Source organism: Rhodopila sp. (assembly GCF_965277165.1).
Lineage (GTDB): Bacteria > Pseudomonadota > Alphaproteobacteria > Acetobacterales > Acetobacteraceae > Rhodopila.
The window spans coordinates 561,986-575,296 of the sequence record NZ_CBDICE010000006.1; the positions used below are offsets into that span (position 1 = coordinate 561,986).

Below are 13,311 nucleotides of genomic sequence, written 5' to 3' on the forward strand. Positions count from 1 at the left end.
CGCGATGAAGCTGACGCTGTGGACATATGAAGGTCCGCCTCATGTCGGGGCGATGCGGGTCGCGACCGCGATGGAGGGGCTGCACTACGTGCTGCACGCGCCGCAGGGCGACACCTACGCCGACTTGCTGTTCACCATGATCGAGCGGAAATCGAAACGGCCTCCCGTGACGTATACGACGTTTCAGGCGCGCGATCTGGGCGGCGACACAGCGGAGTTGTTCAAGAATGCCGCGCGGGAGGCGTATGAGCGGTTCAAGCCGGCTGCGCTGCTGGTGGGGGCTTCATGCACCGCCGAACTGATCCAGGACGATCCCGGTGGGTTGGCCAGGGCGCTAGGGTTGCCGATCCCGGTGGTCGCGGTCGAGTTGCCGGCCTACCAGAAGAAGGAAAACTGGGGCGCGGCCGAAACCTTTTATCAGTTGGTTCGGGCGTTTGCGGTGCGCCGCGAACCTGGTGCGAAGGCGCGGTGCAATATACTTGGGCCGACGGCGCTGGGATTCCGGCACCGCGACGACGTGACCGAGATCGTTGCTTTGCTGAAGCGGCTTGGTGTTGCGGTGAACGTGATCGCGCCGCTGGGGGCCGAGCCGGCGGACCTGGCGCGGCTGGGCGATGCTTCGTTCAACATCGTGCTGTATCCGGAAATCGGATTGCAGGCGGCGTCGTGGCTGTCGCGTCAGTTCGGTCAGCCGATGGTGAAGACGGTGCCGATCGGCGTTGGGGCGACCCGGGATTTCATTGCGGAAGTGGCGGCCTTGGCCGGGGTCGATCCGTTGCCGGTCGAGTCGCGGCTGCCCTGGTATTCGCGTTCGGTGGATTCGACCTACCTGACCGGCAAGCGTGTGTTCATCTTCGGCGACGCCACCCATGCCATCGCGGCGGCCCGGATTGCGTCCGAGGAGCTTGGTTTCACGGTGGTGGGGCTGGGATCGTACACGCGGGAATTCGCGCGCGAGGTTCGTGCGGCAGCAATTCATTACGATGTCGAGGCTTTAATCACGGACGACTATCTGGAGGTCGAGGCGCGGATCAGCGAGTTGCAGCCGGAGCTGGTTCTGGGCACGCAGATGGAGCGCCACATCGCCAAACGGCTGGGGATTCCGTGCGCGGTGATCTCAGCGCCGGTGCATGTGCAGGATTTCCCGGCGCGCTACTCGCCGCAGATGGGTTTCGAAGGGGCGAACGTCATTTTTGATACCTGGGTGCATCCGTTGATGATGGGCCTGGAGGAACATCTGCTGGGCATGTTCCGTGACGATGTGGAATTCCATGACGACGCCGGTGCGTCGCATCTGGGTGGCACGGCGCCGCCCGATGTTCTGAGTCCGGCATGGGACACCGCGGCGGAGACGGAATTAAAGAAGATTCCGTTCTTTGTCCGCGGCAAGGCTCGCCGTAACACGGAACGTTTTGCCGCCGATCGTGGCTTGACCGGTATCACCTTGGAAACGCTGTACGATGCGAAAGCCCATTACGGCCGCTGACCGCACTGCGATACGGGTTGTCGTGGTGACGATGGATAGTCACCTGGGCGGCGCGTTGACCAGGGCGGAAGGGGTATTGCGGCGCCAGTTGCCGAATCTGGAAGTCACGATGCATGCGGCCGACGAATGGGGCGGCAATCCCACGGCCTTGGAGGCGTGCCATGCCGATATTGGGCGGGCCGACATCGTTATCGCAACGATGCTGTTCATGGAGGATCATATCCGAGCGGTGCTGCCGGCGCTGGCGGCGCGGCGGGATCACTGCGACGCGATGATCTGCATGCTGTCGGCCGGCGAGGTGGTGCGGCTGACCAAGCTTGGCAAATTCAATATGTCGACCGAGGCGACCGGGGCGATCGCGTGGCTGAAGCGGATGCGGGGCAAGGGGGGCACCGGATCGAACGCGCGCGGGCAGATGAAGATGCTGCGGCAGATCCCGCGACTGTTGAAGTTCGTTCCGGGCACCGCGCAGGACGTGCGGGCCTATTTCATGACCTTGCAGTATTGGTTGGCGGGATCCGAGGAAAACCTTGGCGGCATGGTGCGGCTGCTGGTGGGTCGTTATTCGGCCGGCGATCGGGCGCATCTGGCCGGGTCGCTGCGGGTGACGCCTCCGGTCGAGTATCCCGAGGTTGGACTGTATCATCCGCGGATAGCCGGTCGCATCGTCGAGCGGCTGGATCAGCTTCCGGCTTCGGGTTTGGGCGGCCGGGTTGGGCTGTTGCTGTTGCGATCCTATGCGCTGTCCAGCAACGCGGCGCATTATGACGGGGTGATCGCGGCGTTGGAGGCGAAGGGGCTTCAGGTGGTCCCGGCATTTGCCAGCGGGCTTGACCAGCGCGAGGCGGTGACGCGTTATTTCATGCACAACGGTCGGGCGAGCGTGGATGCGGTGGTCTCGCTGACCGGGTTCAGTCTGGTCGGTGGGCCGGCGTACAACGACGCGCGTGCGGCCGAGGACCTGCTGGCGGGGCTGGATGTGCCCTATATCGCGGCGCATCCGGTCGAGTTCCAGACCTTGGAACAGTGGAAGGATGACGCGCGCGGCCTGCTGCCGGTGGAAGCCACCATGATGGTAGCGATTCCGGAGCTTGACGGGGCGATCTGTCCGATGACGTTCGGCGGCCGGTCGGCATCGGCGGGTGAGGCGAAGCGGCGCGATATGGTGGCGCACCCGGAACGGACCGCCATGCTGGCGGCAAGGGTTGCGCGTCTGGTGGAATTGCGGCGCAAGGCTCGGGCGGAGCGGCGGATCGCCATCGTGCTGTTCAATTTTCCGCCCAACGCCGGGACGGTTGGAACGGCGGCGTATCTGTCGGTGTTCGCATCACTGCTGAACACGTTGCGCGGGATGCGGGACGCCGGCTACGAGGTTGAAGTTCCCGACGATGTCGATACGCTACGCGATCGGTTGCTGCTGGGCAATGCATCCTTGTTCGGTGCCAACGCCAATGTCGCGGCCAGGGTGAGTGCCGATGAGCATGTGCGGCGGCAGCGCTGGCTGGGCGAGATCGAGGCGCAATGGGGTCCGGCGCCGGGGCGGCTGCAGACCGACGGCGCGTCGTTGTTCGTGCTGGGCGCGCAGTTCGGCAACGTGTTCGTGGGCGTTCAACCGGCCTTCGGTTACGAAGGCGATCCGATGCGGCTGCTGTTCGAGCAGGGATTTGCACCGACGCATGCGTTCTGCGCGTTCTATCGCTGGATCAATCAGGAGTTCGGCGCCGATGCGGTGCTGCATTTCGGCACTCATGGCGCGCTGGAGTTCATGCCTGGCAAGCAGGCCGGGATGTCGGGTGATTGCTGGCCCGACCGGTTGATTGGCGATCTGCCGAATTTCTATCTGTACGCTTCGAACAATCCATCCGAGGGCATGATCGCGAAACGCCGCGCCGGGGCATCGTTGATAAGCTATCTGACGCCACCGGTGGCTCATGCCGGGCTGTATCGCGGGTTGCTCGATCTGAAGGCGTCGCTGGACCGCTGGCGTGCGCTGCCGCCGGATGCCGATGATGGCCAGCGCGAGTCGTTGGCGGCGCTGATCGAGGTTCAGGCCGGGGCGGTGGATCTGGCGGCGAGGGATCCCGAACGACTGGCGGCTGATCTGCTGGAGCTGGAGTACACGCTTATCCCGCACGGCCTGCATGTCGTGGGCGAAGGGCTGAACGAGGATCAGCGCCGCTCCATGCTGGATGCCGCGGGGGTGAGCGATGCCGCGGAACGCGCTCGTTTGGATGGGCTGTTGGCCGAGGATCATGAGATCCCTTCGCTGATCCATGCGCTGGATGGTGGCTACATTCGCCCGGCGCCGGGTGGCGATCTGTTGCGCACCACCGAGGTGCTGCCGACCGGGCGCAATCTGCATGGGTTCGATCCGTTCCGGATCCCAAGCGCATTCGCGGTGCGTGATGGTGCCAGGCAGGCGGATCGTCTGCTGGAGCGCCACCAGGGGGACGCCGGGGCGTTGCCGCAAACGGTGGCGATGGTGCTTTGGGGCACCGACAATCTGAAGACCGAAGGGGGTCCGATCGCGCAGGCGCTTTGGCTGGTGGGCGCCGAACCACGCTGCGACAGTTATGGCCGGGTGTGCGGTGCCAGCCTGATTCCGCTGGAGGTCCTGGGCCGGCCGCGTATCGATATCGTGGTGACGCTGTCAGGGATTTTTCGTGACCTGCTGCCGTTGCAAACGAAACTTCTTGCCGAAGCTGCGTTGTTGGCGGCGACCGCCGAGGAGCCGATCGAGCAGAATTTCGTGCGCGCTCATGCGCTGGCGTTTCAGGCCGAGCATGGCGGAACGATCGAGGACGCGGCGTTGCGGGTGTTCGGCAATGCGGACGGTGCGTATGGGGCGAACGTCAATCAGTTGATCGGTAGCGGCACTTGGGAGGATGAGGGTCAGTTGGCCGATGCGTATCTTAAGCGTAAGGGCTTCGCCTATGGTGCCTCGGGCCGGCCGCAGCGGCACGACGCGGTTCTGTCGCATGCGCTTGCTCGGGTTGATATCACCTATCAGAACCTGGATTCGCTGGAACTGGGTGTCACAACGGTCGATCATTACTTCGACACGCTTGGCGGCATCAGCCGGGCGGTGCGACGGGCGCGCGGCGGTCAGGCGTCGGCGGTGTATATCGGCGACCAGACGCGTGGCGATGGCACGGTGCGGACGATTTCCGAGCAGGTGGCGCTGGAGACCCGCACGCGCGCGCTGAACCCGAAATGGTATGAGGCGTTGCTGGCGCACGGTTACGAGGGGGTGCGCGAAATCGAAGCCCATGTGACCAATACCTTCGGCTGGTCGGCGACGACGGGCGAGGTTCAGCCCTGGGTTTACGAGAAGCTGTCAGAGACATTCGTTCTGGACCCGGAAATGCGGCAGCGGCTGGCGGCGTTGAACCCGACGGCGTCGGCGAAGATCGCCAATCGGCTGATCGAGGCGCACGAGCGCAACTACTGGACGCCGGGCGAGGCAATCCGGGAAGCATTGCAGCGCGCGGGTGAGGAACTCGAGGACCGGCTCGAAGGGATTGGATTGGAGGCAGCGGCATGACGGTGATCAGGCGAATTCCGGGTCGCGGCGACGGTGAGGGCAGCGTGCAGGTGCAGATGGCGCCCGATATTCAGATCGGCAACGCGCAGGTTTTCGCGGTGTACGGCAAAGGCGGCATCGGCAAGAGCACGACGTCTTCCAACTTGTCCGTTGCGTTCTCAAAACTTGGCAAACGGGTGCTGCAGATCGGTTGCGATCCGAAGCACGATTCGACATTCACTCTGACCAAGCGGCTGGTGCCGACGGTGATCGATATCCTGGAGAGCGTGAATTTCCACTCGGAAGAATTGCGCATCGAGGACTTCGTCTATGAAGGCTACAACGGCGTCATGTGCATCGAGGCGGGCGGTCCGCCGGCCGGCACCGGGTGCGGCGGATACGTTGTCGGGCAGACGGTGAAGTTGTTGAAGGAGCATCATCTGCTGGAAGACACCGACGTGGTGATCTTCGACGTTCTGGGTGACGTGGTGTGCGGCGGGTTTGCCTCACCGCTGCAGCATGCCGGTCGGGCGCTGATCGTGGCGGCCAATGATTTCGATTCGATCTTCGCGATGAATCGGATCGTTGCCGCGATCCAGGCCAAGGCGCGCAACTACGATGTTCGACTGGGCGGCGTGATCGCCAACCGCAGCGCCGCGACCGACCAGATCGATAAGTTCAACGACCGGACCGGATTGAAGACGCTGGCGCATTTTCCCGACCTGGACGTGATCCGCCGGTCTCGGCTGAAGAAGTCGACGTTGTTCGAAATGGACGCGACGCCGGAAATCACGGCGGTGCAGAACGAATACCTCCGGTTGGCGGCGACGCTGCTGGCTGGAACCGAAGCGCTGGAGACTCGGCCGCTGAAGGACCGGGACATTTTCGACCTGCTGGGATTTGACTGATGCCGACGCTGACTTATGCGGCCCGCCGCGGGGAGTTGCTGCAATACTTCGATCGCACCGCGGTCGAAGCCTGGAAGCGGCTGACGTCGGATGCGCCGGTGAACAGCATCCGGGCCACGGTTCGTGCCGGGCGGGACGACATGCGGCGCACGCTTTTGGGCTGGCTCCCCGATGATCTGCACGGCGTGCGGTTACTGGATGCCGGTTGTGGCACCGGGGCACTGGCGGTGGAGGCGGCGCGGCGCGGCGCCAGGGTAGTGGCGATCGATCTTTCGCCTTCGCTGATCGGGCTGGGCCGGGAGCGGCTGCCGGCTGATCTCGACATCGACTTTCGAGTCGGCGACATGCTGGATCCCGAGCTCGGTCGTTTCGATTACGTTGTAGCGATGGACTCGCTGATTCATTACCGGCCGCGTGACACGGTTCGGGTGCTGGAGGGGTTGTGTCAGCGCAGTGATCGGGGGGTGCTGTTTACCTTCGCGCCGCGCACCGCGGCGTTGAGCGCGATGCATGCGGTGGGCCGGCTGTTTCCGCGCAGTGACCGCGCACCGGCAATCGAGCCGGTTCGGCCGCGCAGCATCGAGCGTCTGATTGGCGAGGCCGTTTCGGGCTGGGGTGTCCGGGGCAGGCATCGGGTGGCGCGAGGATTTTATATCTCTCAAGCGATGGAGCTGGTCCGCCGGTGAGTGCGATCGGGACAAAATTTGCTCGGGGGTGGACGCATCTGGGGACGCGGTTTCTGCCGTTCGCAGATGCGGCGACGCCGGAACTGCCGCTGGGTCGTCTGCTGCGTCTGTCGCTGTTCCAGGTGTCGGTCGGGTTGGCGGTGGTGCTGCTGATCGGCACGCTGAACCGGGTGATGATCGTCGAGCTTGGTGTGCCGGCCTGGCTGGTGGCGGTGATGATTTCGCTGCCGCTGGTGTTTGCTCCATTCCGGGCGCTGGTGGGGTTTCGGTCGGATACGCATCGATCGGTGCTGGGTTGGCGGCGGGTGCCGTATATCTGGATGGGCACGCTGATCCAGTTCGGCGGGCTGGCGATCATGCCGTTCGCGCTGATCGTGCTGTCGGGCGACAGCAATGGCCCGCCGATCATCGGCCACCTGGGGGCGGGGCTGGCGTTCCTGCTGGTGGGCGCGGGGCTGCACACGACTCAGACGGTCGGGCTGGCGCTGGCCACCGACCTGGCGCCGCCGGAATCGCATCCGCGGGTCGTTGCGTTGCTTTGCATGATGCTGCTGGTTGGCATGGTTGGCGGTGCGTTGACCTATGGCGCGCTGCTGGCTCATTTCACCGAGATAAAGCTGATCCAGGTGGTGCAGGGGACCGCACTGGTGACGATGATCCTGAATGTCTGCGCCTTGTGGAAGCAGGAGGCCAGGGATCCGTCGCTGACCGCGCGCGACCGGGTGCAGCCGACGTTCCAGGAGGCTTGGCAGTCGTTCAGCGCGACGCCGTATGCGACCCGGCGGCTGGTTGCGCTTGGCACCGGCACGGTTGCTTTCAGCATGCAGGATATTTTGTTGGAGCCGTACGGCGGTCAGGTTCTGCACCTCGCGGTGGGAACGACGACGCTGTTGAGCGCGGTGCTGGCGTTCGGTGGCTTGAGTGGTTTCGGGGTCGCGGCACGATTGTTGGGACGCGGTGTGGATGCGTATCGTCTGGCGGCGTGCGGTGCGCTGACCGGGCTGGCAGCGTTCAGCCTGGTGGTATTCGCGGCGCCGCTGAATTCGATCGCGCTGTTCGCGATGGGAACCGTGCTGATCGGTTTTGGTGCCGGACTTTTCGCGCACTGCACGCTGACCGCGGCGATGGGCACCGCCCGCAGTGGGCAGATCGGGTTGGCGCTGGGGGTATGGGGCGCGGTGCAGGCGTCGGCCGCCGGCACCGCGGTTGCCGCCGGCGGCCTGATCCGCGACGGGGTATCGATCCTGGCCAGCAACGGTGTGCTGGGGCAGGCGATGAACAATCCGGCGACCGGATACTCGGTTGTCTATCATATCGAAATAGCGTTGCTGTTCACGACCTTGATTGCCATTGGTCCGCTGGTAAGGCGGCCAAGCATGCCAAGCATTGGGCTTGGTGAACTATCGTCCCACTCGCTCAGCCTTCCGAGGTGATGTCATGCAAACCGGAGCCATCACAGGCTATATCGATGTCGCACAGGTCGCACTTTACACGTTCTGGCTGTTTTTTGCCGGCCTGGTGTTTTATTTGCGCAAGGAGGACAAGCGCGAGGGCTATCCGCTGGTGACCGAGCGGTCCGGGGTGTTCTTGCAGGGGTTTCCGGTGATGCCGTCGCCGAAGACCTTTCTGTTGCCCAATGGGGAGATGGTTTCCGCCCCTAGGGTCGATCCGCCGCAGCCGCCTTTCGATGCGCAGCCGGTTGCATCCTGGCCGGGTGCGCCGATGCATCCGGTGGGCAACGCGATGCTGGCCGGGGCGGGACCCGCGGCGTCGGCATTGCGAGCCGACGTGCCGGATCTGATGCAGGAAACACCGGAGCACCGGGTGGTGCCGTTACGGGTTGCCACGGATCATACGGTGGACGAGGAAAGTCCTGATCCGCGCGGCAAGGAGGTGGTTGGCGCGGATGGTGTCGTCGGAGGTGTGGTGTCGGATCTTTGGGTCGACCGTGCCGAGACGCAAATCCGTTATCTTGAGGTAACGCTGCCGGCGGGGGTGTCGGTGCTGGTGCCGATGCCGTTGGCGAAGGTCGACGCGGCCGGGCGGGTGATGGTGGCCTCGGTTTTGGGATCGCAATTCGCCGACGCGCCGAACCGGGCCAATCCCGACGCGGTGACGCTGCGCGAGGAGGACCGCATCCAGGCTTATTACGCCAGCGGTTATATGTACGCGACGCCGAGCCGGGTGGAGCCACTGCTATGAACGAGCACGATTACGAGCCGGTACCGGGGCTGCCGGGACCACTGCCTAAGGGCGAAACAATTCTGTGGCAGGGCGCCCCACGCTGGCAGGCGTTTGCTCGGCGCGCGATGCGGGTGCGGTGGGTTACCGGGTATTTTGTGTTGCTGGCGATATGGGGTATTTTCGGGCGACTATCGTCTGGAACGCCGCCAGAACAGGTTTTGCTGTCAACGCTTCGGCTTGCGGGGTTGGCAGCGGTGGCGATCGGCTTGCTTGTGCTGTTCTCCTGGTTGGTTGCCCGCACCACGCTTTACACCATCACCACGCGCCGGGTGGTGATGCGCTTCGGCATCGCGATGCCGATCACCATTCAGATTCCGTTCGGAATGATTGCATCGGCCGGCGCGCGTAGCTGGCCGGATAGCACAGGCGATATCGCGTTGACGCTGCTCGCGGGCCAGAAGATCGGCTATGCGGTGCTGTGGCCGCACGCTCGTCCGTGGCGGACCGGCAAAGCGGAACCGGCGCTGCGCGATGTTGGGGATGCGGGCGCGGTTGCACTGATTTTGGGGCGGGCGTTGTCGGCTTCGGCGGCGCAGCCGGCCAGGGCGATCACGGTTCCGGTGGGCGAAACTGCCGCCGGCGGCGCGCATGTTCCGGCAGCGGCGTAAGGGAGTAGGGTCGATGAGCAAAGCTCCGTTTCCCCGTCCGATCCTGTTTGCGGGCGGCGCAGTGATCCTGCTGTCGATCGTTACGGCAGCGGTGGGACGGCTGACCGGAGCGGCCAACAGCACGCCGACCGCGCCGGCGGTCGTGTCGCGCGAGCTGTTGTTCCGCGATCGGCCGAACGGTGCCGTGGCGGTTTATGATGCGCGCAATACCAAGGTGCCGATCGAAATGATCGCGCCGGAGACCAACGGTTTCCTGCGCGCAACGGTACGCGGGCTGGCTCAGCAGAGGTTGCGGCAGGACGCGAGCGTGTCGGTTCCGTTCCGGCTGACCGAATGGGCCGACGGGCGTCTGACGCTGGCCGATCCGACCACGGGGCGAACGGTGGAGATGGAGGCGTTTGGCATCACCAACGAGTCGGTGTTCGCCCAGCTGCTGACCGCGCGGGCCAAGTCATGAGGCGGGTGGAGGTTCCCTGCACGGTGGACATCGAGCAGACGGCTGACAGTCTGCATGCTCATGTCGTGCCGGAGGGCATCGAGATTCAGCCGGGTGATCGCGTGCTGGTTCACGGTGCCCCGTCTCGGGTTGCGTTTGGCGATCGGTTGGAATTGCGCTGTTCGGCCACGGTGATCAGGGCGACCGCCCTTGGCCGGCTGTGGGCACAGATCAGCGGACTGCTGGAGTTCACTGCGTTGTATGAAGTCGGGTTCGAGCGGAGGGAAGCGCCATGAAGCCGGTCACCGAAACCACGCAACTGGCGCAACGTGATACCGTGCTGAGCCCGCGGTTCTATACCACGGATTTCGCCGCCATGGACCGGCTGGACGTGACGCCGGTGCGCAAGGACTGGGACGAGCTGATGGCGGAATTCGCGCGCGACGCGAACAAGCATCATTTTGTCCGCAACGCGGATTACGACATCGACCTGTCGCTGATGCCGGCGGATCTGCGCGAGGAATTCATCCATTTCCTGGTCAGTTCGGTGACCTCTGAATTCTCGGGCTGTGTGCTGTATGCCGAGATCAAGAAGCGGGTGAGCAATCCCGACATCCGCGACTGGTTCGCCTTCATGAGCCGCGATGAGGCCAGACATGCGGGCTTCATCAACGACACGCTGAAGGATTTTGGTGTCGGTGTCGATCTGAGTTTCCTGACCAAGGTGAAGAAATACACCTATTTCCGGCCGAAATTCATCTTCTACGCGGTGTACCTGTCCGAGAAGATCGGCTACGCCCGTTACATCGCGATATTCAGGCAACTGGAACGTCATCCGGACAAGCGATTCCACCCGATCTTCAAATGGTTCAAGGAGTGGTGCAACGACGAGTTCCGCCACGGCGAGGCGTTCGCGCTGATCATGCGGGCCAATCCGGATATGCTTTCGGGGGTCAACCGGATTTGGATCCGGTTTTTCCTGCTGGCGGTATTCGCGACGATGTTCGTGCGTGATCATGGCCGCCCGGTGTTTCACCGCGCGCTCGGGCTGGACCCGACGCAATATGACATGCAGGTTTTCCGCATCACGACCGAGATCTGCAAGCAGGTGTTCCCGGTGACGCTGGATCTAGACAATCCGGCGTTCCTGGCCGGGCTGCAACGGCTGTTGCGGTTGAGTGGCCGGATCGAGGCTAACAAGGGACAGTATGGCCTGGGCGGCATTCTGAAGGGGCTTGGGTTGAAGGCCTCGGCGGCGGTCACGCTGGGGCGGTTGTTTTTCATGCGGCCGCGACAGCACGAGCTGCCGAGGGAAATCCGCATGGCACCAGCCTGGTAGGGCAGGGATGGCGCAATTCGGGCTCCCGGCGCTGCACGGCCTGCTGATCTGGTGGTTCAGCACCGGGCTGATCCTGGTGCTGGATGGTCTGCCGACGCGGACCTTCCGGTGGAGCATGGCGGCGGCGACCGCGGTGCTGATCGTTTCGGTGTTCGGGCTGGTGACCAGCGCGTCCGACACCAGCGTGACGGGTGCCTATACCGCATTCACCTGTGCGGTGCTGATCTGGGGATGGCTGGAAATCAGCTTCTACATGGGGTTTGTCACTGGGCCTCGGACCCATCACTGCAAGCATGGCTGCGCCGGCTGGCGTCATTTCGGGCATGCGGTTCAGGCCAGCCTATATCACGAGATCGCCGTTCTGGTTCTGGCCGCGATGGTGCTCGGTCTGACCTGGCACGGCAGCAACCACTTCGGGACGTGGACATTCGTCGTGCTGTGGTGGATGCATCAGAGCGCGCGGCTGAACGTGTTCCTGGGCGTCAGCAACCTGAATGCCGAATTCCTGCCCGAGCATCTGGCGCATATCAGAAGTTTCTTTCGCAGCGCGCCGATGAACCTGCTGTTCCCGTTCTCGGTCACGCTGTCCACCATCGCGGCCGTGCTGCTGGCGGAACGGGCGTTCGGCGCGGCGGATCTGTTTCGGCGCACCGGCTACACGCTGGTCACCACGATGATGGTGCTGGCGATCCTGGAGCACTGGTTCCTGGTGCTGCCGGTGTCGGCGACGAAGCTTTGGAACGGCCTATGGCAGTGGAGCCTTGGCGTACGCGGGACACCGGCCGAGGCGCCTAGACCAACGACGAAACAAGCAACGATCGGGGGACGCCCATGAACTACGAGCAATTCTTTCGCAAGCAGATCGATGGCCTCCGCCGCGAGGGCAATTACCGCGTATTCGCGGACCTGGAGCGCGTGGCCGGTAGCTTCCCCCGAGCGACGCACCACAAGGGGGTTGGGGAGGCCCAGATCAGGGTGTGGTGTTCCAACGACTATCTCGGCATGGGCCAGCATCCGTCGGTGATCGCCGCGATGCACGAGGCGCTGGATCGGTGCGGAGCCGGCGCAGGTGGCACTCGCAACATCGCCGGCACCAACCACTACCACGTGATGCTGGAGCGGGAGTTGGCGGATCTGCATGGGACCGAGGCCGCGCTGCTGTTCAACTCGGGCTATATGTCGAACTGGGCGACATTGAGCACGCTGGCCGGGAAGATCCCGGGCTGTGTGGTGCTGTCGGATCAATCGAACCATGCATCGATGATCGAGGGGGTTCGCCACAGCCGTGCCGAGAAGCGGATCTGGGCGCACAACGATCCGGAGGATTTGCGGCGTAAGCTGGCGCAGCTCGATCCGGCGGTGCCGAAGCTGGTTGCCTTCGAGTCGGTTTACTCGATGGATGGTGACATCGCGCCGATCGCGGAGATCTGTGACGTGGCGGACGAATTCGGTGCGATGACGTATCTGGACGAGGTCCATGCCGTGGGGCTGTATGGTCCGCGTGGCGGCGGGGTAAGCGAACGCGACGGGGTGGCGCACCGACTGACGGTGATCGAGGGGACCCTAGCCAAGGCGTTCGGCGTTGTCGGCGGCTATATCGCGGGGTCGGCGTCGATGTGCGACTTCGTGCGCAGCTTTGCCTCGGGGTTTATCTTCACCACGGCGTTGCCGCCGGCGGTGGCGGCGGGGGCGCTGGCGAGCGTCCGCTATCTGAAAGGCAGCCAGGCCGAGCGTGGGCAGCAGCAAAGGCAGGTGGCAACATTACGGCGCCGGCTTGATGCCGCGGGGATTCCACACTATGACAACCCCAGTCATATTGTTCCGGTTATGGTTGGCGATCCGGTGCTTTGCAAGCAGATCAGTGACCGGTTGCTGGACGATTTCGCGATTTACGTGCAGCCGATCAACTATCCGACCGTGCCGCACGGAACCGAGCGTCTGCGGATAACACCGTCGCCGATGCACTCAGATGCGGATATTGACCATCTGGTGAATGCGCTGGGCACGATTTGGTCGGAACTTAGTGTGCTGAAAGCGGCTTAAGCTAATATGCAGCGGCACAACAAGAGGAGACGGCCGAC

The 13,311-nt window shown here is 63.9% G+C and carries 12 protein-coding genes; all 12 read left to right on the forward strand.

The window, feature by feature from the left end; genetic code table 11:
• Positions 1-4 precede the first annotated feature (4 nt).
• The 12 genes from bchB to hemA are packed head-to-tail and all read left to right on the forward strand — an operon-like array spanning position 5 to position 13,273.
• Complete coding sequence (gene bchB, locus ACQY4Y_RS14230) at positions 5-1,486, forward strand: ferredoxin:protochlorophyllide reductase (ATP-dependent) subunit B (RefSeq protein ID WP_428491262.1); 1,482 nt, start codon at positions 5-7, stop codon at positions 1,484-1,486.
• Positions 1,461-5,030, forward strand: a complete 3,570-nt coding sequence (locus tag ACQY4Y_RS14235; RefSeq protein ID WP_428491263.1) for a magnesium chelatase subunit H — start codon at positions 1,461-1,463, stop codon at positions 5,028-5,030. The genes bchB and ACQY4Y_RS14235 overlap by 26 nt, the downstream gene beginning before the upstream one ends.
• Positions 5,027-5,917, forward strand: coding sequence for a ferredoxin:protochlorophyllide reductase (ATP-dependent) iron-sulfur ATP-binding protein (gene bchL / locus ACQY4Y_RS14240; protein ID WP_428491264.1), 891 nt, complete (start codon positions 5,027-5,029; stop codon positions 5,915-5,917). Before ACQY4Y_RS14235 ends, bchL begins: the two co-directional genes overlap by 4 nt.
• On the forward strand, positions 5,917-6,603 hold the full coding sequence (gene bchM, locus ACQY4Y_RS14245; protein WP_428491265.1) for a magnesium protoporphyrin IX methyltransferase: 687 nt from the start codon (positions 5,917-5,919) through the stop codon (positions 6,601-6,603). Before bchL ends, bchM begins: the two co-directional genes overlap by 1 nt.
• Positions 6,600-8,036: a PucC family protein gene (locus tag ACQY4Y_RS14250; RefSeq protein WP_428491266.1), complete on the forward strand. Its 1,437-nt coding sequence runs from the start codon at positions 6,600-6,602 to the stop codon at positions 8,034-8,036. Before bchM ends, ACQY4Y_RS14250 begins: the two co-directional genes overlap by 4 nt.
• A 4-nt stretch (positions 8,037-8,040) precedes the next feature.
• Positions 8,041-8,805 carry a photosynthetic reaction center subunit H gene (puhA, locus tag ACQY4Y_RS14255; protein ID WP_428491267.1) on the forward strand — a complete coding sequence of 255 codons (765 nt, stop codon included), beginning with the start codon at positions 8,041-8,043 and terminating at the stop codon, positions 8,803-8,805.
• The gene (puhB, locus tag ACQY4Y_RS14260; RefSeq protein ID WP_428491268.1) at positions 8,802-9,455 is read left to right on the forward strand and encodes a photosynthetic complex putative assembly protein PuhB; all 654 of its coding nucleotides are present in this window, start codon (positions 8,802-8,804) and stop codon (positions 9,453-9,455) included. Before puhA ends, puhB begins: the two co-directional genes overlap by 4 nt.
• Before the next feature lie 13 nt (positions 9,456-9,468).
• Positions 9,469-9,912, forward strand: coding sequence for a photosynthetic complex assembly protein PuhC (gene puhC, locus ACQY4Y_RS14265; protein ID WP_428491269.1), 444 nt, complete (start codon positions 9,469-9,471; stop codon positions 9,910-9,912).
• On the forward strand, positions 9,909-10,187 hold the full coding sequence (locus ACQY4Y_RS14270) for a hypothetical protein (protein WP_428491270.1): 279 nt from the start codon (positions 9,909-9,911) through the stop codon (positions 10,185-10,187). Before puhC ends, ACQY4Y_RS14270 begins: the two co-directional genes overlap by 4 nt.
• Positions 10,184-11,230: a magnesium-protoporphyrin IX monomethyl ester (oxidative) cyclase gene (gene acsF, locus ACQY4Y_RS14275; protein WP_428491271.1), complete on the forward strand. Its 1,047-nt coding sequence runs from the start codon at positions 10,184-10,186 to the stop codon at positions 11,228-11,230. Before ACQY4Y_RS14270 ends, acsF begins: the two co-directional genes overlap by 4 nt.
• Positions 11,231-11,237: 7 nt before the next feature.
• Complete coding sequence (gene puhE, locus ACQY4Y_RS14280; RefSeq protein ID WP_428491272.1) at positions 11,238-12,065, forward strand: putative photosynthetic complex assembly protein PuhE; 828 nt, start codon at positions 11,238-11,240, stop codon at positions 12,063-12,065.
• Entirely contained in the window at positions 12,062-13,273 is a 1,212-nt protein-coding gene (gene hemA, locus ACQY4Y_RS14285; protein WP_428491273.1) for a 5-aminolevulinate synthase, read from the forward strand. Before puhE ends, hemA begins: the two co-directional genes overlap by 4 nt.
• Positions 13,274-13,311: the final 38 nt, after the last annotated feature.